We start from the raw sequence: 23222 nt of genomic DNA, 5'->3' as shown, positions 1-23222 counted from the left end.
GTGTCCGCGAATGCGCCCGCCCCTGATGGTCACCGCCCGCGGGCGGTGACCATCAGGGCCGGCATGCCGCGTCAGGACTCGACGATCTTGCGCACGTTGTCCACGGAGCCGCAGCCGGCCTTCAGCTGACGCTCGCGCTCCTGCACGAACGCCCGGCCCAGCTCCTCACGGCGCTGCATCGCCACGTTCTCCCGCGCGCCGTTGAGGATGGTGCGCTCCTCCTCGTCGGCGTGGTGGGTGACGGCCTCCACCAGCTCTTCGAGCTTGGAGTCCCACTCGTCGGAGCCGACCTCCTCGACCTGGAGGAGCTCCAGGAGGGCCTCGTTGCCCTCGTCGTGCTCGTGCTCGCCGTGCTCGACCTCTTCGTCGTCGATGTTCTTGTACCGCTTCAGCGCCGGGTAGACCTCGGCCTCCTCGGCCTGCGCATGCGCGATCAGCAGGTCCGCGAACTCCCGCAGCGCACCCGCCCGGTCGTCCTCGACGCTGCGCATCCGCCGGAAGAGGTCTTCCATGCGCCGGTGGTCCTGAAGAATGAGTTCTACGACGTCTTGTGTATCGGCCATGGAAAAGGAACGCCTTTCCTGGGAGAGAATCGGGCCACTTTCGTTTACCCCATTCCTGACGTTTCGCTCGCCCCGGGCGCCGGTCTACCAGCGATACCAGCGGCCCTTACGGCCACCACTGTCCGCGGTGCGCATCACGAAGCCGAGCAGCCACAGGACCAGCACGATCACCGCGATCCACCAGAGAGCCTTCAGCGCGAAGCCCGCACCGAAAAGGACCAGAGCCAGCAGCAGGACGAGAAGCAGGGGAACCATAGTTATCAACCTCCGCTCCTCCGATTGCCCCATCAGCAGACGAACACGCAGTCGAATTTCAGTGTTTCTTCACATGCCTCACGGGCACTTGAACTCCTTTTGCCGGGGCGGCACGGGCCGGCCGGCGGGGCCGGGCCGACCCCGGTCTCGCGACCGGGGAAGCCGGCTCAGTCCCTGCCGACGACGATCACCTCGTCGTCGGCCGTCCACCGGCGTCGCCCGGCCTTGGGCGGGTTGACCCGCACGCCGTAACCCGGACTCGTCGAGGCGTCGTCGTGGCTGCGGTAGCCGATGGCGCACTCGCCGCGCTGCCGCGCCGCGGCCACGACCGTGGCGAAGGTCGTCTCACAGCCGGGCAGCACGTAGTCGCCGGCCGGCCGCAGGCGGATGCCGGTGCCGTCGGCCGAGAACAGTTCCTCGAACACCGCTGCGAGGTGCCGGTTCTGGGAGATCTGCGCCATCAGCAGGCCGATGAGCTTGCCGCTGATGATCACGTCTGCTCCGGGGCCCACCGGTGCCAGGGCCCGGTTGCGGTCGTCGACCAGCTCCGTGACGACGGGGAGTTCGCGTCCGGAGGCTTCCTCCAGCCGGCGCAGCAGCAGGAGGGTGACGAGCGTGCGGTTGTCCGGTTCGTCCGGCGGCTGCCCGGGAGCCGGGTCCTGGCCGAGCACGATCACGCTGTCGTAGGAGTGCACGTCCAGACCTCGCAGGGTCTCCGGACGCGTGGCGTCGCCGGGGTAAAGAGTCAGGGTCAGGTCGGTGCCGTGGTGCGCGCCGGTTTCGCTCACCTCCCGGACCGTCTCCTCGCCGCCGTCCGCCACCACGTCGACCGCCGATCCGGGCCGGGCCCGGCGGCGCAGCTGGTCGACCATGAGCGGCGCTCGGCGGTTCCAGCCCAGCAGGAGGACCCGCTCCGGCCGTGCGGGGGTCACGGGGCCGGACGCCATCGCCGCCTTCTCGACCGAGTCGGCGCAGTCGGCCGGCCAGACCGTGTCGTCGTCCCGGGAGATGACGACGAGCAGGTCGTCCTCGGCGAGGGGCGTGTGCGGCGGCGGGTTGAGCAGAGGGGTCTGGCCGCGCACGATCCCGACGACGCTCGACGTCGGGTAGGACAGCAGCGCGTCCCCGAACGGGCGTCCGGTCAGGGCTGGTTCGGCGACCAGGTAGAACTCGTCGCCGGCGAAGTCGAGGAGCTCCTGGTGGACGAGCGAGAGCCCGGGGCGCCGGGCGGCCTGGACGATCAGCCGGGCGGTGACGGTGTCACTCTCCAGCACGACGCCGCCCGGTCCGGCGGCGAGTGAGGCGGCCAGACGGTAACGGTCGTCCCGGACGGCGGCGACGACGGGCGGGGGAACGCCTTCCCCGGGCAGGGCGGCCCGCAGCGCCAGCAGGGTCTTGACGACCTCGGCATCGGCGTCCGGCTCGTCGCGCGGCAGGACCAGCACGACGCCCGCGGTCGCCGGGCTGGTCAGGGTGAGGACGGCCGGATCGGTGGTGGGGCCGCTGCGGCAGATCAGCCGCGTACGGCCGACGGGGCCCACCTTGGTGCTCAGGGCCTCCTCCATGGCGGTCTTGTCCCGGTCGGCCAGCACCGCCACCGCCGCGCGCCGCTGGTTGGCGTTGGCGGCCACCAGTTCGCTGACCACCGTGAAGACCTGCTCCGACCAGCCCAGGACCACGACGTGCCCGTGTTCCAGCACGGTGGAGCGGCCCCGTCGCAGCGCGGTGAGCCGCTCCGTGAGCGCCGTCGTGATCAGGCCGACGAGCGTCGAGACGTACAGCAGGGCGACCAGGGCGAGCAGCACCGACATCGTCACGCGCAGCGGCGTGCCGGTCGCCCCGCCCAGGCGCAGGGTCTCCCCCGTGAGGCGCCACACCTGTACCAGCCGGTCCGGCAGGGACTGCGGAGCGTGCGGGTCGGTCCACACCACAAGGGCGCTGGCCGGGACGACGACGGTCAGACACAGCAGCGCCATCCAGCCGACCAGGGCCGAGGCACCGCGGGTCAGCGTGCTGTCGAACCAGTAACGGGCCCGGTCGCCCAACTGAGTGCGCCGCTGCGCCACCCTTCCCCCTCCGTCGTCCCTGGCCCTCGGAGAGCAAGGTTGTACATACGCAGTCGCAGTGTGGAGGCTCGTTCGCGGCGGCGGACGCGGTTCGCCGCGCTTTCATCCCTTCGGGTTCGCCGGGCACGTCGTGGGCGGCGAACCCGCTGTGACGTGAGGGTTTTGCCCCTGATTCGCTCCTTAGGGGCAACGCCCGGGCGAACGGCGGCGGCCCGTCACGGCCGCCGTTACAAAGATCCCATGACTGATGATCACGCGATGGTGTGCTGTGAGGGTCGTTTCTCCCGGCGGGAGTTCGCGGCGGTGGCCGGCACGGCCACGGTGGCGACGGCCCTGGCCGGCGGTACCGCCACAGCCCTGTCCGCGCCGGCCGCACCGCTCGCCCCGGCCGTTCCCGGCGGCCGCGGCGCCGACTCCGACCGATGCCTCGCCGTCGCCCGTGCCCTGCTCGTCCTGGATTCCGACGACCGTCCGCTCGTTCCGCGCTACTTGCGCATCCTGAAAGACGGACTGCCGACGCGACGGACCCGCCCCAAGGACGTCCTCGTCATCGGCGCCGGCCCGTCCGGGCTGGTGACCGCCTGGTTGCTGAAGGAGGCGGGACACCGGGTGACGGTCCTGGAGGCCAACGGCAACCGGGCGGGCGGCCGCATCAAGACCTTCCGGAAGGGCGGCCACGAAGGCGCCGCGCAGCCGTTCGCGGATCCGGGCCAGTACGCCGAGGCAGGCGCGATGCGCATCCCCGGCAGCCATCCGCTGGTGATGGAACTCATCGACCGGTTCGATCTGAAGAAGCGGCGCTTCCACTACGTCGACGTCGACGAGGAGGGACGTCCCGCCGCGCGCACCTGGATCCACGTCAACGGCATCCGCACGCGGCGCGCCGACTACGCCCGCTCCCCCCGGCGCGTGAACCGGTCCTTCGGTGTCCCGAAGGCCCACTGGGACACGCCGGCCGCGGCAATCCTTCGTGCCGCGCTGGACCCCGTGCGCGATGAGTTCAGCTATGTCGGCCGGGACGGCAAGCGGGTCGACAAACCGCTGCCGGAGCGGCTGCGGGGCTGGGCGCGGGTGGTGAAGCGGTTCGGTGACTGGTCGATGTTCCGCTTCCTCACCGAGCACGCGGGGCTCGACGAGCGGACCGTCGACCTGATCGGCACCCTGGAGAACCTCACCTCACGTCTCCCCCTGTCCTTCATCCACAGCTTCATCGGCTCCTCCCTCATCAGCCCCGACACTCCCTTCTACGAGCTGGAGGGCGGCACGGCCGTGCTGCCGGACGCCCTGCTCGAGCGCGTGCGCGAGGAGGTGCGGTTCGACCGCCGGGTGACGCGCATCCAGTACCACCACCCCGACCGGCCGTCCGCGGACGGCGGGCACGTGCGGAGCAAGGGCCCGCACGTGTGGGTGGACACCGTGTCCGAGGGGCGCGACGGCCCGGTCGTGCGCGAGCAGTTCACCGCCGACGTCGCCGTGGTGACCGTGCCGTTCTCCGGGCTGCGCCATGTGCAGATCGACCCGCCGCTGTCCTACCGCAAGCGCCGCGCGGTCTGCGAACTGCACTACGACAGCGCGACCAAGGTGCTGCTGGAGTTCAGCCGCCGCTGGTGGGAGTTCGACGAGGCCGACTGGAAGCGCGAGCTGAACGCCGTCGACCCGGGCCTGTACGACGCGTACCGCACCGGCAAGGCCCCCGCGGACGGCAGCCTGCTCGGCGCGCACCCCTCGGTGCCCGGCGGGCACATCACGCAGGCTCAGCGCACCCACTACGCCGCGAACCGTGCGATCGGCCGGGACCAGCCGGAGGCCGCCGGTGTCGTGGGCGGCGGCTCGGTGTCGGACAACGCCAACCGCTTCATGTTCAACCCGTCCCACCCGGTCCCGGGCAGTGCGGGCGGTGTGGTCCTGGCGTCCTACAGCTGGGCCGACGACGCCCTGCGCTGGGACTCCCTGGACGACGAAGCGCGGTATCCGCACGCGCTGTGCGGTCTCCAGCAGGTCTACGGCCGGCGCCTCGAGGTGTTCTACACCGGGGCGGGGCGTACCCAGAGCTGGCTGCGCGACCCGTACGCCTACGGGGAGGCGTCGGTGCTGCTGCCCGGACAGCACACGGAGCTGTTGCCCGTCATTCCCGAGCGGGAGGGACCGCTGCACTTCGCCGGGGACCACACGTCCGTCAAACCGGCTTGGATCGAGGGGGCGTTGGAGTCGGCCGTGCGGGCCGCCCTGGAGGTCCACTCGGATCAGTGACCGTTGATCGGGGGCCCCGGCGCGCACGCGCCGGGGCCCCCGTGCGTCTGGCTCGCGCCCGGCGGCGCCCCCCGCGACCGCAATGACCAAAACCTCCGTTGCTTCCGGAAGGGAGACAGCCCTCAGCAGGCCAGGCACCATGTGGCCCACGTCACCCTCCCCCACAGGGCGTATCCCTACCCGCATCGACGTACCGACAGGTGGTGGCACTCGTGCGCCTGCGCACTCCCCTCGCCCTGCTCGGGGCCGCCGTGCTCGTGCTCGTCGGACCGCCGCTGCTGACGACCGGCAGCGGCTCCGAGACCGGCACACAGATCCCGGGCCTGCGTTTCATGGTCCCCAACACGCCCGGCGGCGGCTACGACATCACGGCCCGCACGGCCGCGAAGAACGCCGAGGACGCCGGACTCACCCACAACATCGAGGTGTTCAACCTGCCCGGGGCCGGCGGCACGGTGGGCCTCAGCCGGCTGGTGAGCGAGCACGGCAACGGCAAGCTCGCCATGTCCATGGGCCTCGGAGTCGTGGGCGCCGTCCGTTCCAACGACGCGCCGAAGACGCTCGGGGACACCACGCCGATCGCCCGGCTCACCGAGGAGCAGGACGTGGTCGTCGTGGCGAAGGACTCGCCGTACAAGACGATCGACGACCTGATCGGCGCCTGGAAGGAGAACCCCGGCAAGCTCCCGGTGGGCGGCGGCTCGTCCCCCGGCGGGCCCGACCACCTCGCGCCGATGCTGATGGCCCGGGCCGCGGGGATCCCCCCGAAGCAGGTCAACTACATCCCCTTCGACGGCGGCGGCGAACTGCTCGCCTCGATCCTCGGCAACAAGGTCGCCTTCGGTGTCTCCGGGGTCGGCGAGTACCTGGACCAGATCAAGGCGGGCGAGCTGCGGCTCCTCGCGGTCACCGGCCCCAAGCGCGTCGACGGGCTCGACGCTCCCACGCTGAAGGAGGCGGGCTACGACGTGAACTTCACCAACTGGCGCGGCATCGTCGCCCCGCCCGGCCTGAACGACGGGGAGCGCGACAAGCTCGTGCAGCTCGTCGAGGAACTCCACGACTCGGACGAGTGGCGCAAGTCCCTGGAGCAGAACGGCTGGGACGACGCCTTCCTCACCGGCGAGAAGTTCGGCGCCTTCCTCGACGCCGAGGACAAGCGCGTGGTTTCGGTGCTGAAGGAGCTGGGACTGTGACGACGCAGACCGACATACCCACCGCGGAGTCCGGCGGCGAGCGGCGCTCGTGGCTGCGGGAGCACTCCGAACTCGGCGTGTGCGCGCTGCTGCTGGCGCTGGGCGTCCTCGTCCTGACCGACGCGCTCACCATGGACGTCGACATCGCCCAGCGCGGCCCGGTCGGCCCGAAGACCGTGCCGATCGTGGTCGGCGCCGGCCTGCTGGTCATCGCCGCCCTGCTCGCCCTGGACGTGTTGCGGGGCGGCCGGGGCCAGGCCGAGGGCGGTGAGGACATCGACCTGTCCGAGCCCGCCGACTGGCGCACGGTGCTGCTGCTCGCCGGGGTGTTCCTCGGCGCGGCCGTCCTGATCGAACCGCTCGGCTTCCCCATCGCGGGCGCGCTGTTGTTCTGGGGCGCTGCCTACGCGCTCGGCAGCCGCCGGATCGACCGCGATCCGCTCATCGCCGCCGGGCTCTCCCTCGTCACCTACACCGTCTTCAACAACCTGCTCGGAGTGCCCCTGCCCGGCGGTCCGCTGATGGGAGTGCTGTGACATGGATGCCTTCAACTCCCTTCTGGACGGCTTCGGTACGGCCCTCACGCCGGTCAACCTCCTGTGGGCCGTGATCGGTGTGCTGCTCGGCACGGCGATCGGCGTGCTGCCGGGCATCGGCCCGGCGATGGCGGTCGCCCTGCTGCTGCCGGTGACGTACGGGCTCGACCCGATCGGCGCGTTCATCATGTTCGCCGGCATCTACTACGGCGCGATGTTCGGCGGCTCGACCACCTCCATCCTGCTCAACACGCCCGGTGAGAGCGCGGCGGTGGTGGCGGCCATGGAGGGCAACCCCATGGCCAAGTCCGGACGCGGCGCCCAGGCCCTGGCGGCGGCCGCCGTCGGGCACTTCGCGGGCGGCCTGATCGGCACGCTGCTGCTGGTGGCGCTCGCGCCGACGGTCGCGAAACTCGCCGTGGACATCGGCGCGCCGGACTACTTCGCCATCATGGTGCTGGCGTTCATCGCGGTGACCTCGGTGCTCGGCTCGTCCCGTATCCGAGGCCTCGCCTCCCTGCTGATCGGCCTCACTCTGGGCCTGGTGGGCCTGGACCAGATGACCGGCCAGCAGCGCCTGACGTTCGGCTCGCTCCAACTGGCCGACGGCATCGACGTGGTGATCGTCGCGGTCGGTCTCTTCGCGATCGGCGAGGCCCTGTGGGTGGCGGCGCACCTGCGGCGCAGACCGCCGGAGCCGATCCCTGTGGGGCGTCCGTGGCTGGGGCGTGACGACGTGAACCGGACCTGGAAGTCGTGGCTGCGCGGTCCGTTCATCGGGTTCCCGTTCGGCGCGATCCCGGCCGGCGGCGCGGAGATCCCGACCTTCCTGTCGTACGTGACGGAGAAGCGCCTGTCGAAGCACAAGGACGAGTGGGGCAAGGGTGCCATCGAGGGCGTCGCGGGTCCGGAGTCGGCGGCGTCGGCCTCGGCGGCGGGCACGCTGGTGTCGATGCTGACCCTGGGCCTGCCGACCACTGCGGTCGCGGCCGTGATGCTGGCGGCGTTCCAGCAGTACGGCATCCAGCCCGGCCCGCTCCTCTTCGAGCGCGAACCCGACCTGGTGTGGGGTCTGATCGCCTCGCTGTTCGTCGGCATGGTGCTGCTGCTCGCGCTGAACCTGCCGCTGGCGCCGGTGTGGGCGAAGCTGCTGCGCATCCCCCGGCCCTACCTGTACGCCGGGATCATGTTCTTCGCGGCGGTCGGCGCGTACGCGGCCGGCGGCGAGGTGATCGACCTGGTGATCCTGCTGATCATCGGCCTGATCGGCTTCGGGATGCGCCGCTACGGCCTGCCGGTGCTGCCCGCCGTGATCGGCGTGATCCTCGGCCCGAACGCCGAGCAGCAACTGCGGCGCGCCCTGCAGATCAGCGACGGTAGTGTGACGGGACTGGTCAACACGCCGTTCGCGGTGACCGTGTACGCGGTGATCGTGCTGCTGCTGGTGTGGCCGCTGCTCAGGAAGGCGGTGACGCGGGGCCGCGCCGAGGCGGCCTGACCCGGTCATCGCGGCGCCCGGTCCCGGGTGCCGTCCGGGAGGCGGATCTCCACCGCACCGGACACGGCGACCCGTACGCGCGTTCCTGAACCTCGCGCGTGCGGGTCGCCGTTCGGTCGCGGTCGGTCGCTGTTCGTCGTTCGGTCGCCGAGTGCCCCCGGATCGCCGTTCCCCACCGGATCCCGGCGGGGGCGGCAGGCGGTCGCTGCCGGGTCTCCGGCGGGGGCGGCAGGCGGTCGCTGCCGTGGTTGACCAGCCGTACGATCCCGTCGGCCGCGGTGGAGTGCAGCAGCCGGCCGGGGAAGGGACTTCGGGCCGGGCCTGGCCCGTCAGGCCGAGAGCATCCCTCTGCCGAGCCAGTCGGAGGAGTCCCGCACGCCGGGCAGGGCGAAGAAGTAGCCGCCGCCGGTCGGGGAGATGTAGTCGACGAGGGGCTCGTCGATCAGCCGGGTCTGCGTGGCCTCGAACTGCCGGTGCACGTCCTGCTGGTAGCAGCAGAAGACCAGCCCCATGTCGAGGTTGCCGACGTTGTCGACCCCCCGGTCGTAGTTGTACCCCCGGCGCAGGATCCGGGAGTTCTCGGTCTTCGTGGTGCGCGGGTTGGCGAGCCGGATGTGCGCGTCGAGCGGGATCGCCGTGCCGTGCGGGTCCTTGGCGTAGTTCGGGCTGTCGGTCTCCTCGGCACCGTCGAGCGGGGCGCCGGTGTCCTTGCGCCGGCCGAACATCAGCTCCTGCTCGGACAGCGAGACCCGGTCCCAGAACTCCACGAGCATCCGGATGATCCGGACGACCTGGTAGCTGCCGCCGGCCGCCCACGACGGCTCGCCCTGTCCCTCGCCGACCCACACCAGGTGGTCCATCTCGCGGGCCGAGTCGACGTCCGGGTTGACGATGCCGTCCTTGAAGCCCAGCAGGTTGCGCTGGGTGCCGCTGGGCCGGGGCACGTTCTGGAACCCGTCGACGCGCCACCGGATCTGCAGCGCGCCCCGGGTGTGCTTGGCGATGTCGCGCAGTGCGTGCAGCACGGTGTCCTGGCGGGCCGCGCAGATCTGCAGGGACAGGTCGCCGTGGCACTCGGCGGGGTTCAGGTTGTCGTTGGGGAAGGTACGCATGGGCGTGAGCCGGCGCGGCTTGGCCCGGGCCAGTCCGAACCGGTCGTCGAACAGGGAGGCGCCGACCCCCACGGTGACGGTGAGCGCGTCGGCCGGGACGACCGGTCCGAGGATGCCGTTGTCCGAGGGCGGGGCACCGACGCCGAGGTCCTCGGGCGTGCCTCCGGAGGTGAGGAAGCGGGCCCGTTCGGTGAGCGTCCGCAGCAACTCGGCCAGGTCCTTGCGGCCGTCGGCGATGACGTCGAAGGAGACGAACGCCGCGGCGGCCTGCGCGGGGGTGAGGATCCCGGCCTGGTGGGTGCCGTGGAAGGCCACCGGGGCGGCGCTCTGCTGCTCGGCCGCACGGGCTTGCGCGCCGCCGCTCCCGGCGACTGCGATTCCGCCCCCGGCCAGGACGGCCCCGGCCGCCCCGGCGCCCAGGGCCGTCTTCACGAAGGAGCGGCGGCCGGCGTGGGCGGGGCAGCCCGGCGGCGGCGTGTCGGCGGACGGCATCAGGGGTTCCCTTCGGAGTTTTCTGCGGTGTGGTTCCCTCGTCCGGCGCTCATGCGGACTTCCTGACTTCGAGCAGGTCCGGCACCGGCGAGAGGTCTTCGAGGAGCTGCCCCGTGGCCCCGTCGAGCCGCGCCTTCGCCGCACGGTCGAGCCGGTCGACGGGGGTCCAGCGAGCCCCGTGGCGTGCGGAGTCGAGCAGCTTCTGCAGTCGTGCGATGTCCGCGTCGACGGTGGGCAGCAGACGGGGGGCGCGCGTGGTGAGCAACGGCTTGAGTACGGCCAGCAGTTCGCGGGTGCCGGCGAGATTGGCGTCGGCGGTGGCCAGTCCCGTGCCGCTGCCCTGGTCGGTGTCGCCGGTCAGTTCGAACTGGAGGGTGTTCTCCAGGATCTCGTGGGCGCGCAGGGGCAGGTCGGAGGGATCGAAGTCCTGGTGCGGGAAGGCCTTGCGCAGTCCGGCACTGTCCTCGGCCAACTGCTGTGCCACACCCCTCAGTCCGGTCGCCGGCTCACCGTGCCACAGCCCGTACTCGATGCGGAGGAAGCCGGTGAAGTCCTTGTCGTGCACGCCGCCCGGCAGACCGTCGGGGCGCCCGTCGATCTTCTGGTCGAAGTCCTCGAAGGTGCCGTAGGCGGCGCCGAGGGAGGCGTAGGTGCGGTGGGCCGTCAGCCAGTCGGTGCGGGCGGTGTCCAGGCGCCCGGCGCGGATGTCGTCACTGAGCTTCCGGGTCTGGGTGACGAGGGTCGCCAACCCCCGGTCCACGTAGGCCCGGTACGCCGTGAGCGGTGCGGCGAGATCCCGCTCGGAGACGGGGACGACGGCGTGGGCTCCGGCGGCGCCGCCGACCCGGACCGCCTTCGAGGTGACGGCCTTTCCGTCGGCCGGCACACAGCGCCACGCGTACGTTCCGCCGGCCACGGTGGCGATCAGGTCCCGGGTGGTGCCGGGGGCCAGCCCTTCGATCTCGCCGTAGACCGCGTTCGATGAGGGGTCGATCAGATACACCTCGGAGGTCTGGTTCCCGGTGTTGTGCATCAGGAAGTCCTGCCGCCCGGGCTCGGGTGCGGTGAAGCCCTGCCCGCAGTCCGTTTCGGAGACGGCGACGGTCTCGCCGGCGGCGGGCTTGGGGTGCGCCAGGGCTACGACGAGGCCGGCCAGGAGGGCCGGGACTGCGACCACGGCGACGGGGATCAGCCAGGCGGGGCGGCGGCGGGCGGGCGCGGTGGTGAGCGTGGAGGGCGGCTCGGTGGCGGGGGGCGGGGCGGTCGATGGGGCAACCGGCGAGGCGGCCGATGAGGCAGCCACACGCTTCGCGCCCGCGACCGCCCCATCGACACCGGTGCCCTTACGCCGGCCGGCACCGACTGAGGCGCCCGCACCCGACTGCTCCCGTACTCCCCGCACGAACAGCGTCATCACCAAGGCCAGATACCCGACGTACCCGGTCACTTGGAGCCAGGTCATCGCCGGAGTCAGATTGAGAACGCCTTGGAGCAAGGTGCTGTACCAGGCTCCGGCGTCGACGCTGCCGCTCAAGTCGAAGGCGTAGGCCGTCCCGCCGGGCAGGACCGCGCCCTCCTGGAGGTCGCGCAGCCCGTAGCCGAGCACGCCGGCCGCGATGACGATGAGCACCACGCCCGTGGCGGTGAAGAAGCGGGTGAGGTTGATGCGCAGGACCCGCCGGTACAGCCCCCAGCACAAGGCCGCGGCCAGGACGAGACCGAGGCCGGCGCCGGTCAGGGGCCCGGCCGACTCGTTCGCCGCGCGGGCCGTCGTCCACAGGAACAGCGCGGTCTCCAGGCCCTCGCGCCCCACCGCCAGGAAGGAGGTGAGGACCAGGACACCGGCGCCCATGGTCAGGGCCTCGGTGACCTTCTCCTTGATCTCGCCCGCGAGATGGCGGGCGGACCGCCGCATCCAGAACACCATCGCGGTGACGAAGGCGACCGCGACGACACTCAGGGCTCCCCCGAAGGCCTCCTGCGCGCTGGTGGACAGGGAAGCCGCGGTGAAGGTCAGCACCGCGCCGAAACTCATCGACAGCGCGATCGCCGCCAGCACCCCGGTCCACACCTGCGGCAGCCGCGACCTGGCCCCGGCCCGCACGAGGGTGGCGACCAGCACGGAGACGATGAGCCCGGCCTCCAGTCCTTCCCGCAGCCCGATCAGAAAGCTCGGAAACGCGTCGTCCCACATGTACCGCAGCCCTCCCGGCCCCAACGCCCGGCCCCGCACGAGCGGGTTAGCCAAGGCATGCCTTACCGACGCCGACCATCATGGACTCGGCTCTCTGGGCATCCGGTCACGAATGCCTCATGACCCGGCAAAAGTCCTGGCGGTTTCCGGCCGACGGGCGGGGCGCTGCTGCTGGATGGGCCCCAGGACCGCGACCCGGCCGGCACCGCCGCCGCCGGACTCTCCCTCCCTTCGGATCTCCCGGCCCCCCCCCCCCCGCGAACGCCACACCTCTTGACGCGTCAATGACAACAATGGCTTGATGAGGTGGGAGCGCTCCCACCTCTCAAGGGAAGGGACCACCATGCACAGAACCCCCCACTCGTCCCCGCACTTGCGCATCGTGTCCGTGCTCAGTCTCCTGGCCGCCCTGCTTCTCCCCCTCGGCATGACGTACGCGCCGGGCGCCCTGAGCGCGCCCAGGGCGGACCCCGTACGCGTCATGCCGCTCGGCGATTCGATCACCGGCTCGCCGGGCTGCTGGCGGGCCGTGCTGTGGAACCGGCTGGTCAACAGCGGTTACCGGAACATCGACTTCGTCGGCACCCTCCCCCCGCAGGGCTGCGGACAGGCGCACGACGGGGACAACGAGGGGCACGGCGGCGAACTGGTCACCAGCGTGGCGGACCAGAACCTGCTGCCCGGCAGGCTTGCCTCCACCCGTCCGGACATCGTTGTCATGCACTTCGGCACGAACGACGTGTGGAGCAGCATCGCTCCCGACCGCATCCTCGCCGCCTACACCAAGCTCGTGGGGCAGATGAGGGCCTCCGACCCGGACATGCGGATCCTCGTCGCACAGCTCATCCCCATGAACCCGAGCAGCTGCGCCGGCTGTGCGCAGCGGGTCGTCGACTTCAACGCGCTGATTCCCGGCTGGGCCCGGGCGACCGGCACCGCCCGCTCCCCCGTCACCGTCGTCGACCAGTGGACCGGCTTCAGCACGGCCGCCGACACCTACGACGGCGTGCACCCCAACGCCTCCGGCGACGACAAGATCGCCGCCCGCTGGTTCCCGGCCCTGTCGGCGGTTCTCGACGCCGGCGTCCCGCCGGATCCGGGCGACCCGGGCGAGGACCCCGCGGCCTGCACCGCGCGTTTCCGGGCCCTCTCCTCCTGGCAGGGCGGGTACCAGGGCGAGGTGACGGTGACGAACACGTCGGATTCCGCCGTCCGCGGCTGGACCGCGACCGTCGTACCGGCGCACGGAGCGCGTCTCACCCAGCTCTGGAACGGCAGCCTCACCACGGCCGCCGACGGCACGGCCACCGTAGGGAACGCGGCGTGGAACGGCACCCTCGCTCCCGGCGCGAGCGCCACCTTCGGCTTCGTCGCCACCGCCCCGGCATCGGCCGGCCCCCCGGCGGCGGCCGTCACCTGCACGGGGACGACACCGGCCGCGTAACGGCCGCGCCGGGCCGGACCCCCCCCCGGTGGACGGACCTCTCCGCACCGAGCCCGACGGCAGGGCCCGTGCAGCACGGCCGCACGTCCGCACCGCAGCACGGCAGCACGGCAGCACGGCAGCACCGCAGCACCGCAGCACGGCAGCACGACAGCGCGACCGGCAACGTGCCCCGACCGACCCCCACTCATGGAGCCGTCATGAGACTCCGCCCCACCCCCGCCCCTGCACGCCTGGCCACGGTGGCCGCCACCCTGCTCGCCCTCTTCCTGTCCTTCCTCGTCCTCACCCCGCCGGCCCAGGCCGCCCCCACCGGCTTCCGGGTGCAGAACGGCCGGCTGCTGGAGGCCGGCGGGAACGACTTCGTGATGCGGGGCGTCAACCACGCCCACACCTGGTATCCGGACCGGATCAGTTCCCTCGCCCACATCAAGGCCAAGGGCGCCAACACCGTTCGCGTGGTCCTCTCCAACGGTGACCGCTGGACCCGCAACGACGTCGCCGACGTGACGAACGTGGTCTCCCAGTGCAAGCAGAACCGGCTGATCTGCGTCCTGGAGGTGCACGACACCACGGGCTACGGCGAGCAGAGCGGAGCGACCACCCTCTCCCGCGCTGCCGACTACTGGATCAGCGTGCAGAGCGCCCTGGCCGGCCAGGAGGACTACGTCATCGTCAACATCGGCAACGAGCCGTACGGCAACACCGGCTACACGGCGTGGACGGCCGACACCAAGGCCGCGATCCAGAAGCTCCGCACCGCCGGGTTCGACCACACGATCATGGTCGACGCGCCCAACTGGGGCCAGGACTGGGCGTTCACGATGCGCGACAACGCCGCCTCGGTCTTCGCCGCCGACCCCGACGCCAACACGGTCTTCTCGATCCACATGTACGGGGTCTTCGACACCGCCGCCGAGATCACCGACTACCTGAACCGCTTCGTCACATCGAAACTGCCCGTCGTCGTCGGCGAGTTCGGCCACGATCACTCCGACGGCAACCCCGACGAGGACACCATCCTGGCCGTCACCCAGCAGCTCCGCCTCGGCTACCTCGGCTGGTCCTGGAGCGGCAACGGCGGCGGGGTCGAGTACCTGGACATGGTCACGAACTTCGACCCGAACCAGCTGACCAGCTGGGGCCGGCGTCTCTTCGACGGCGCGAACGGCATCGCCGCGACCGCAAAGGAGGCCGCGATCTACTCCGGCAACGGCGGCGACACCACTCCCCCGACCGCTCCCGGCACCCCGACCGCCTCGGGGGTGACCTCCTCGTCGGCCACCCTGACCTGGGCCGCCGCCTCCGACGCGACCGGCGTCACCGGCTATGACGTCGTGCGGATCAGCGGCGGCACCGAGACGGCCGTCACCAGCAGCACCCGCACCACCGCCACCCTCACCGGCCTGTCCCCCGCCACCTCCCACACCTTCGCCGTCTACGCCCGCGACGCCGCCGGCAACCGCTCGCCCCGCTCGGGCACGGTGACGGTCACGACCTCTCCCGGCGGCTCACCGTCGGACTGCGGCGTCGGCTACCGGGTTACGGGCAGCTGGCCGGGCGGATTCCAGGGCGAGATCGTCCTCCGCAACACCGGCACATCGGCGATCAACGGCTGGACGCTGCGCTGGACCTTCCCGGACAGCCAGCGCATCAGCAACCTGTGGGGTGGCACGGCGACCCAGAGCGGTTCCGAGGTGAGTGTCGCGGCCGCCTCGTACACCGCGACGATCCCCGCGTCGGGCTCTGTCACGCTCGGCTTCACGGCCACCCGGTCGGCCGCGAACCCCAGCCCGACGGCCTTCACGCTCAACGGCGCCGACTGCTCCGTGAGCTGACCGCGCCCTCCCGCGACGGTGCCGCCGGGCTCCGGCCCGGCGGCGCCGCCGCTGCTGTGATCCGCGCTACACCGCACGGGAAAGCGGTTTACGTCGTTCCGCAGTGGTCAGGCGGCGGGGATGTCGCACCGGCACCCCACCGCCGCACCCCCGGCACCCCGCGCAGGCACCCGTCCGGGTTCCCCGGACCCCGTGCGGGAGGCGTGATGAGCGAGGACACCCTGCGCATGCGCGCGGTCACGACCGGCGGGACGGAACGGAGAGCGTCGCAGCCCGTGCCGGAACCGGCCGGCCGGCGGGACGCGTTCTTCGACAACGCCAAGTACCTGGCGATCGTGCTGGTGGCGATCGGGCACGCCTGGGAGCCGCTGCGGGACGGCAGCCGGGCGGCCGGCGCGCTCTACATGGTGGTGTACGCCTTCCACATGCCGGCGTTCATCGTCATCTCCGGCTACTTCTCACGCTCCTTCGACGCGAGCCCGGGGCGGATCAGGCGCCTGGTCACCGGGCTCGCGGTGCCGTACGTCGTCTTCGAGACGGCGTACACCTTGTTCACCCGGTGGACCGACCAGGAGCCGGACCGGCCGGTCAGCCTGCTGGACCCCCTCTACCTGACCTGGTTCCTGGCCGCCCTGTTCATCTGGCGGCTGACCACACCGATCTGGCAGCGCGTGCGGTGGCCGCTGCCCATCGCCCTCGCGGTCGCGATGCTGGCGACCCTTTCACCGTCCATCGGCAACGACCTCGATCTCCAGCGCACACTGCAGTTCCTGCCGTACTTCGTCCTCGGCCTGCTGCTGCGGCCCGAGCACTTCCGCCTGGTGCGGCGCCGTACGGCACGGATCGTCGCGGTGCCGGTCTTCGCCGGCGCGCTCGCGGTGGCCTACTGGGCGGTGCCGCGGATGAGCGGCGCCTGGTTCTACCACCGCGACAGCGCCGAGGAGCTCGCCGCTCCCTCCTGGTACGGGCCGGTCATGACGCTGGCGACCTTCGGCTGCTCGCTGGTGCTGGTCGCCTGCTTCCTCGCCTGGGTGCCCGGCCGCCGCACCTGGTTCACGGCGCTGGGCGCGGGCACGCTCTACGGCTACCTGCTGCACGGCTTCGTCGCACAGGGGTCCAAGTTCTGGGGCTGGTACGAGCCCGCGTGGGTGCACCGGCCCCTGGGCGAGATCCTCGTGACGGTCGCCGCCGCGGCGCTCGTGACGGTCCTGTGCACCCCACCGGTGCGGCGGGTGTTCCGCTGGGTGATGGAACCCGACATGGCGTGGGCGTTCCGCCGGGACGCGGGCGACCAGGCACGGGAGCGGAACGCCGTACGGGCGTGAGCGCCCCCCTCTCACGACTCCGGGACGAGCCGGATCAGCAGCGCCCCGGGCGTGCGCGGCACGGACACCGTCAGCCCCTTCCCGTCCCAGACGGCCCGGCCTGCGTCCGGTGACGACGGGTGCAGGATCTCCGCCCGGGCGGCCCGGCCCGCCAGATGCCGGACGGGGAGGTGGACTTCGCCCTGCCCGCCGCGCCGCCAGACCGACAGGTACGCCGTGCCGTCGCCGGGGTCCCGCAGCCCCAGGGCCAGCCACTCGTCCGACCAGCCGGGCAGGCCCAGCGGCCAGAACGGCAGGGCCCGGGCGAGGTCGCCGCGGATCGACTTGTAGACGTTCACGGCGTCCCGCACCAGGGCCCGCTGGTGGTCCGACATGCGGTTCAGGTGACCGGAGAGGTGGATGCGGCCGAGGAGGGCCCCGCCGAGGGTCCAAGTGATCAGGTCGTCTTCGTACTCGGGCTGGGGGTAGGCCCAGACGGCGCCCTGCTCGGGCGGGACCACGGTCGGCGCCGATGCGGCGATGGGCGGGTAGCTCAGGGGGTCCTGCTGGTCGCTGGTGGACTGGAGCTGGGCGACGGCCAGGGTGGCGCCGTCCATGCGCATGCCGCCGGAGGCGCAGTTCTCCACGACGAGGCCCGGGTGGCGGTCCAGGACTCCGGCGAGCCAGTCAAGGTAGGCCTGGGCGTGGCCGAGCAGACCCGCTCCCGGTGCGAGATCGCCGGGGGCCTGGGTGCCGGGGTCGACGACGATGTTGTAGTCCAGCTTGAGGTAGCCCACGCCCCAGTCGCCGGCGATCCGGTCGACGGTCTTGTCGAGGTGGGCGCGGGCTGCCGGGTGCCGCAGGTCCAGCTGGTGGCGGCCCTGCTCGGTGAGGCGTACGCCGTCGCGCTGGAAGAACGCCTCGGACGGCAGCTCGGCCGCGACCGGGCTGCGCACCCCGACGACCTCCGGCTCCAGCCAGAGCCCGGGCACCATGCCGCGCTCCCGGATCCGGTCCAGGACGGACCGGATGCCGCCGTCGGGGAAGCGGCGCGGAGAGGGCTGCCACGCGCCGACGCTGTCCCACCAGCCCCGGGTGTCGTCGTCGTACCAGCCGGAGTCGATGCAGAAGTACTCGGCGCCCGCGTCGGCGGCGGCGTCGATCAGCGGCAGCAGTCTGGCCGTGGTCGGGTCGCCCATGAGGGTGTTCATGTAGTCGTTGAAGACGACGGGGAGGGCGCTGTGGTCCGGGTGCGGGCGGCGGATCGCCCGGCGGTAGGAGGTGAGGGCGCCCAGCGCGGCGTCGAGGTCCGGGCCGAGGGCCAGGGCACCGGGGACGGTGGTGAACTCCTCGCCCGGTTCGAGGCGGATCCGCCACTGGTGCTCCGCGTCCGTGGGGCCGTTGAGCGCCAGGTAGGTGCGGTGCGCGTGTTCGCCGAGGTCCCAGCGCCAGCCGGCCGGCGACTCGACCTGCCACGCCCAGGCCCGGCCGCCGCCCCGCTCGGTCAGCGCACCCATGGCCAGATGGCCGTCGGTGGGCCAGCTGCCGCGCCCGGTGAGGGCGAGGGCGGCCCGGCTGTCGTGCTCGTGGGCGGCCGTGTTGATGTCGGCGACGGACGCGCGCAGCGGCTCGGAGTACCAACGGCACTCGGCGAGCCAGTCGTTGCGGGCCCGGTGCACGTCCAGGGCGTCGGGGGCGGGCAGGCCGCCGAGCAGCAGGCTGCTGACGGACTGGACGACCAGGGGCGCACGGCCGTCGTTGCGGAGCCGGACCCGGGAGCGCAGGACGGGCAGGCCGGTGGGGGAGGTGAGTTCGACGAAGGCAGTCAACCCGGTTGCCGGGTCGTGGAGTTCGGCGGTGAGCCACTCCCAGCCGTCGCGGCTGCCGGTCAGGTGGTTCCGGTAGGCGAGCCGCGTACCGAAGGCCGTGCCGGTGAAGCGGGGGCCGGACCAGCCGCTGCCGTGGCCGAGGGCGGTGAGTTCCACCAGCGGGAGGGCTGAGTGCGGGTCGGCGCGGTGATCGTCGCCGGGGTGCGCCAGCCGGACCAGCCGCAAGGTTCCGTCGGTGGCTACGGCGAACCGGGCGTCGAGGCTCTGATGCGCCCAAGTGAACTGGTTCTGCCGCTGGTTGGAGGCCATGTGCGCCGCATCCGCCGTGCCGGTCAAGGTGCTCCCCCTCCTGGCCCCGCCCCGTTGCCGGGGAGCGGAGGTCCGCGTGAATCCCTCGTTGCGGTCTCTTGACGACCCAAGTGTGACCGGTCACAATCCTCGCATGAATGTGACCGGTCACACAAGGCGCCCGGCGAGCATCAGAGACGTCGCCACGGCCGCCGGGGTCTCGTACCAGACGGTCTCCCGGGTCATCAACGGCCATCCCAGCGTCCGGCCGGCCACCCGCGAGCGGGTGCTGGCCGCCATCGAGGAGCTGGGCTTCCGGCGCAACGCCACCGCCCTCGCCCTGGCCAGCGGGCGCACCCGCACGGTGACCGTGCTCACCGCGAACACCACCCACTACGGCTACGCCTCGATCCTCCAGGGCATCGAGGAGTCGGCCCGGGCCGCGTCCTACGCCGTCGGGATCGGGGTGCTGGAATCCGCCGAGGACGCGGCCGTCGCCGCCGAAGTGCAACGGGCGGCGGACGCGGGCGGCGGGATCGTCGTGATCGCCTACGATCCGGCCGGTGTGCGGGCGCTCGGAGCGGTGCCCGACGGGCTGCCGGTGGTGGGCGTGGTGGAGACCCCGGCGAGCCCGCCCGGCGGCGAGAGCCCGTGGGTGTGGACCGACGACCGTGAGGCCGCCTACCAGGCGACCCGGCATCTGCTCTCCCTCGGCCACGAGACCGTGCACTACGTCGCCATCCCCTCCAGCACCCGCCGCACCAGCGCCCGCACCAGCGGCTGGCGGCAGGCACTGAAGGAGGCGGGCGCCCCGGAACCCCGCCCGGTCCAGAGCAGTTGGGGACCTGCGGGCGGCCACGCGGCGGCGCTGAAGCTGGCCAGGGACCCGTCCGTCACCGCGATCCTGTGCGGCAACGACGACCTCGCGCTCGGCGTGCTCCGCGCCCTGCACGAGACGGGTCGCGCGGTGCCGGGCGAGGTGAGCGTGGCCGGGTTCGACGACGCCCCGCACTCGGCCTTCCTCACCCCGTCCCTGACGACCGTGCGTCTGGACTTCACCGGCCTCGGCCGGGCCGCGTTCGCCCTGCTGCACGGTGCGCTGGAGGAGTCCGCGCCGGTCGCCCCGCATCCCGTGTCCGTGCCGGAACTGGTGGTGCGCGAGAGCTCGGGCCCGCCGCCCTCCGGCACCTGAACGTCCCCTGTGAGCTCCGCAGTTGTGAGTCCCGCTCCCTGAACCGAACCGCCCGCTCGGAAAGGCACGAGATGAACAGAAGAGTTCTCCCCGCCCTGGCACTGATATGTGCCGCGGGACTGGCCGCCACCGCGTGCAGTGACCCCACGGCCGGGGACGACGCCGGTTCGGACGACGCCGGGCGGACGGCGGTGAACCCGACCGCACGGCTGGACGGCGTGAAGCTGACCATGTGGACCGCGCAGAACACGGTCAACGCGCCGAAGCAGGTCATAGACGCCTTCGAGAAGGCCACCGGAGCCCAGGTGGACACCCAGGCCATCCCGGACCTCTACGAGCAGAACGTGCCGACGAAACTGGCCTCCGGCGACCGCCCCGACCTGATGTTCTGGCAACCGTCCATCTCAACCCTGCCGTTCATCCAGCCGCAGCAGAACCTGCTCACGCTCGACGGCGAACCCTGGGTCTCCCGGCTCGGCGAGACGGAGAAGTCCCTCGGTGTCATCGACGGCAGGCGCTACGCGGCGATCGTCACCAGCCCGGCCATGCTCGGCGTCTACTACAACAAGGACGTCTTCCGGCAGGCGGGCATCGCCGAGAAGGACTTCCCCCGCTCCTACGACGAGTTGCTCGCCCTCGGCCACAAGGTCGCCGACAAGACCGACGCGGCCGCCTTCTACGAGGCCGGCGGCGACAAGTGGCCGCTCCAGTGGCAGATGCAGGTCCAGCTCACCGACCTGGACCGGCAGTGGTGGGCGGACCTGAACGCCGGCAAGAAGAAGTGGACCGACCCGGTCGTGGTCGGCGCGATCAAGAAGTACAAGGACAAGCTGCTCGGCGCCGGGCTCGCCCAGAAGAACTACCGCACGGGCACGTTCACCGGGCAGGCCGACGCCCTGTGGAAGGGCGAGGCCGGCATGGTCCTCAACGTCACCTCCTTCCAGAGCCAGTTGCAGGCCAAGTACTCCACCGCGGAGATCGACAAGAGGATCGGCTGGTTCCCGGTCGCCAACTCCTCGGCGACCGGCCTGTACTCCCCCGACCAGACCAACGGGGTCGTCGCCTTCAAGACGGGTGACGAGAAGCGGCAGGACGCGGCCCGGCAGTTCCTCGCCTTCTGGCTCGGTCCGGACTACCCGGACTACATCAAGGCGATGAAGATCCCGTCCGTGCAGCCGTCCGTGCCCACCCCCGGCGGGCTGCCCGAGACGTCCAAGGCGCAGGTCGCGGCCCTGCCGAAGGCCATCGGCGTGTTCCAGGCCAAGGCCATCGTCGCGCCCGACACCCACCTGTACCTGGCCGACATGATCTTCGGCAAGAAGAGTCCGCAGCAGGTCGCGCAGGCGATCCAGGACCAGTTCGCGCAGGTGGCCAAGGCCCAGGGCGCACCCGGGTTCTGACGATGGCGGACACGGTCGTACGGACACGCAAGCAGCCATCGGCAGCCGGCACGCCCAGGGGCGCGGGGCGGATCCCGCGCGCCGCGGTGCACCACCCCTGGTGGTTCGCGCTCCCCGCGCTCGCCGTCTTCGCGGGGTTCTTCCTGGTGCCCAACCTGCTCAACTTCTACTACCCGTTCACCGACTGGTCGTCGTACCACGCGGACATCGCCTTCACGGGTCTGGACAACTTCCGGACCATCGCCGAGGACGGTTCGCTGCTGCGCGCGATCCGCACGACGCTGGTGTACGCGCTGCTGGCGGCGCTGTTCCAGAACGGCTTCGGGCTGATGCTGGCGCTGCTGCTGGAGGACGACAGCCGCTTCAACCGGTTCTTCCGGGCGGTCTTCTTCCTGCCGGTGCTGATCTCGGCCCTCGCGACCGGGTACGTCTTCCAGGCGCTCCTCGACCAGGACGGAGCCGTCAACTCCGTGCTGGACACGGACATCCCGTGGCTGGGCTCGACCACCTGGACGCTGGTGATCGTCACGCTGATCCACGGCTGGAAGTGGATGGGCCTGGCCATGCTGATCTATCTCGCGGGACTGAAGGGCATCCCGGGCGACATGCTCGAAGCCGCCCGGATCGACGGTGCCGGACCATGGCGGACGTTCTGGTCGGTGCGCTGGCCGATGCTCGCGCCGGCCGTCACCTTCAACGTCACCACGGCGCTGATCGGTTCGATGAACACCTTCGACATCGTGCAGGCCACGACCGGCGGCGGGCCCGCGGCCGCCACCGAGGTCTTCAACATCTACATGTTCCGGATCTTCGGGCAGGGGCTGTACGCCCAGGCCTCCGCGATGAGTCTGGTGCTCTTCCTGGTCGTGGTGGCCGTGGCGATCCCACTGGTCGTGGGGCTCCGGCGAAGGGAGCAGATGCTGTGACCCCGGTGTGGCGCTACGGCCGTCCCGCCCTGGTCCTGCTGCTGGCGGGGCTGGCCGTGGGCGTGCCGCTGTGGCTGGTCGCCGTCACCTCGGCCAAGCCGCAGGCGGAGGCGATCGACCCGAACCTGGACCTGCCCCGGCACTGGCAGCCCGCCGCCAACTACGCGGACGCCCTCGCCGAGGGCGAGATGCTGCGCGGCTTCCTCAACTCCCTGCTGGTCGTGGTGCCTTCCGTGATCCTGGTGCTGGTTCTGGGCGCGGGCGCCGCCTGGGTGTTCGCGCGCCGGAAGTCGAAGCTGGTGTCGGCGGCGTACGCGCTGTGCATCAGCGGGCTGCTGCTGCCGCCCGCCGTCATCACCATCGTGATGGAGCTGCGCCAACTGGGCCTGGCCGGCACCCGGCCCGGCATGATCGCCGTCTACACCGGCATGTACCTGTCGACGTCGATCTTCTTCATGACGGGCTTCATCCGCGCCATCCCCATGGAACTGGAGGAGGCGGCCCGGATGGACGGGGCGACACCGTCGCGGATCTTCTGGCGGATCGTCCTGCCGCTGCTCCGGCCGGTCATCGCCACGGCGACGATCATGGTGATGCTCTACGCCTGGAGCGACGTCTTCTACGCGTTCTTCGTCCTCGGCGGCGGAGACCGGGCGACCCTGCCGCTCAACCTCTACCAGGTCGCCGGCGCCCAGCTCTACCTCAACAACTGGCACCTCGTCTTCGCGTACGTCGTGGTGATGAGCCTGCCCATGGTCGCCGTGTTCCTCGTCGGCCAGCGAAAGATCGTGTCCGGAATCACCAGTGGAGCCGTCAAGTGACTGGAGGTCCAGCAGCGT

17 protein-coding genes are annotated in these 23222 nt (G+C 71.6%); 11 read left to right on the top strand and 6 right to left on the bottom strand.

Annotation, left to right across the window (positions count from 1 at the left end; translation table 11 throughout):
• Positions 1-71: 71 nt before the first annotated feature.
• The 3 genes from AB0E85_RS32880 to AB0E85_RS32870 all read right to left on the bottom strand — a co-directional run bounded on the left by AB0E85_RS32880 (position 72) and on the right by AB0E85_RS32870 (position 2884).
• Positions 72-563: a hemerythrin domain-containing protein gene (locus AB0E85_RS32880; RefSeq protein WP_361935017.1), complete on the bottom strand. Its 492-nt coding sequence runs from the start codon at positions 561-563 to the stop codon at positions 72-74.
• Positions 564-647: 84 nt separating this feature from the next.
• Complete coding sequence (locus AB0E85_RS32875) at positions 648-818, bottom strand: DUF5670 family protein (protein WP_062925324.1); 171 nt, start codon at positions 816-818, stop codon at positions 648-650.
• 167 nt (positions 819-985) lie between these two features.
• On the bottom strand, positions 986-2884 hold the full coding sequence (locus tag AB0E85_RS32870) for an NAD-binding lipoprotein (protein WP_361935013.1): 1899 nt from the start codon (positions 2882-2884) through the stop codon (positions 986-988).
• Between the two features lie 240 nt (positions 2885-3124).
• On the opposite strand from AB0E85_RS32870, the gene AB0E85_RS32865 reads away from it, so the two are divergent.
• The 4 genes from AB0E85_RS32865 to AB0E85_RS32850 all read left to right on the top strand — a co-directional run bounded on the left by AB0E85_RS32865 (position 3125) and on the right by AB0E85_RS32850 (position 8364).
• Positions 3125-5134 (top strand): FAD-dependent oxidoreductase, encoded by a 2010-nt coding sequence (locus tag AB0E85_RS32865; RefSeq protein WP_361935010.1) that lies wholly within the window; start codon positions 3125-3127, stop codon positions 5132-5134.
• 212 nt (positions 5135-5346) lie between these two features.
• A complete protein-coding gene (locus AB0E85_RS32860) occupies positions 5347-6330 on the top strand; it encodes a tripartite tricarboxylate transporter substrate binding protein (protein WP_361935026.1) in 984 nt (327 codons plus the stop codon).
• Positions 6327-6866, top strand: coding sequence for a tripartite tricarboxylate transporter TctB family protein (locus AB0E85_RS32855; protein ID WP_361935007.1), 540 nt, complete (start codon positions 6327-6329; stop codon positions 6864-6866). The genes AB0E85_RS32860 and AB0E85_RS32855 overlap by 4 nt, the downstream gene beginning before the upstream one ends.
• A 1-nt stretch (position 6867) precedes the next feature.
• Positions 6868-8364 (top strand): tripartite tricarboxylate transporter permease, encoded by a 1497-nt coding sequence (locus AB0E85_RS32850; protein WP_361935004.1) that lies wholly within the window; start codon positions 6868-6870, stop codon positions 8362-8364.
• Between the two features lie 329 nt (positions 8365-8693).
• Here the strand turns inward: AB0E85_RS32850 and efeB are convergent, their stop codons facing one another.
• Both efeB and efeU read right to left on the bottom strand, forming a co-directional pair.
• Positions 8694-9968 (bottom strand): iron uptake transporter deferrochelatase/peroxidase subunit, encoded by a 1275-nt coding sequence (efeB, locus tag AB0E85_RS32845; protein WP_361935001.1) that lies wholly within the window; start codon positions 9966-9968, stop codon positions 8694-8696.
• A 49-nt stretch (positions 9969-10017) separates the two neighbouring features.
• Entirely contained in the window at positions 10018-12162 is a 2145-nt protein-coding gene (gene efeU / locus AB0E85_RS32840; RefSeq protein ID WP_361934998.1) for an iron uptake transporter permease EfeU, read from the bottom strand.
• A 343-nt stretch (positions 12163-12505) separates the two neighbouring features.
• Here efeU and AB0E85_RS32835 point away from each other — a divergent pair, with 343 nt between their 5' ends.
• From AB0E85_RS32835 to AB0E85_RS32825, 3 genes are all read left to right on the top strand, one after another.
• Positions 12506-13606 (top strand): GDSL-type esterase/lipase family protein, encoded by a 1101-nt coding sequence (locus AB0E85_RS32835; protein ID WP_361934995.1) that lies wholly within the window; start codon positions 12506-12508, stop codon positions 13604-13606.
• 200 nt (positions 13607-13806) lie between these two features.
• On the top strand, positions 13807-15444 hold the full coding sequence (locus tag AB0E85_RS32830; RefSeq protein ID WP_361934992.1) for a cellulase family glycosylhydrolase: 1638 nt from the start codon (positions 13807-13809) through the stop codon (positions 15442-15444).
• Between the two features lie 227 nt (positions 15445-15671).
• Positions 15672-16769, top strand: coding sequence for an acyltransferase family protein (locus tag AB0E85_RS32825; protein WP_361935023.1), 1098 nt, complete (start codon positions 15672-15674; stop codon positions 16767-16769).
• 11 nt (positions 16770-16780) lie between these two features.
• Here the strand turns inward: AB0E85_RS32825 and AB0E85_RS32820 are convergent, their stop codons facing one another.
• Positions 16781-18886, bottom strand: coding sequence for an alpha-galactosidase (locus tag AB0E85_RS32820; protein WP_361935020.1), 2106 nt, complete (start codon positions 18884-18886; stop codon positions 16781-16783).
• A gap of 133 nt (positions 18887-19019) precedes the next feature.
• Between AB0E85_RS32820 and AB0E85_RS32815 the strand changes: the two genes are divergently transcribed.
• The 4 genes from AB0E85_RS32815 (at position 19020) to AB0E85_RS32800 (ending at position 23204) form a co-directional block, all read left to right on the top strand.
• Positions 19020-20057, top strand: coding sequence for a LacI family DNA-binding transcriptional regulator (locus AB0E85_RS32815; RefSeq protein ID WP_361934989.1), 1038 nt, complete (start codon positions 19020-19022; stop codon positions 20055-20057).
• A gap of 71 nt (positions 20058-20128) precedes the next feature.
• Positions 20129-21457 carry an extracellular solute-binding protein gene (locus tag AB0E85_RS32810; protein WP_361934986.1) on the top strand — a complete coding sequence of 443 codons (1329 nt, stop codon included), beginning with the start codon at positions 20129-20131 and terminating at the stop codon, positions 21455-21457.
• A gap of 2 nt (positions 21458-21459) precedes the next feature.
• A complete protein-coding gene (locus AB0E85_RS32805) occupies positions 21460-22383 on the top strand; it encodes a sugar ABC transporter permease (protein ID WP_361934983.1) in 924 nt (307 codons plus the stop codon).
• Positions 22380-23204, top strand: a complete 825-nt coding sequence (locus AB0E85_RS32800) for a carbohydrate ABC transporter permease (RefSeq protein WP_361934980.1) — start codon at positions 22380-22382, stop codon at positions 23202-23204. Before AB0E85_RS32805 ends, AB0E85_RS32800 begins: the two co-directional genes overlap by 4 nt.
• Positions 23205-23222 lie beyond the last annotated feature (18 nt).

This window comes from Streptomyces sp. NPDC029044, assembly GCF_040637495.1.
Classification (GTDB): domain Bacteria; phylum Actinomycetota; class Actinomycetes; order Streptomycetales; family Streptomycetaceae; genus Streptomyces.
The sequence above is the reverse complement of the archived record's forward strand: the minus strand, read 5'-3'. Positions and strand labels throughout refer to the sequence as shown.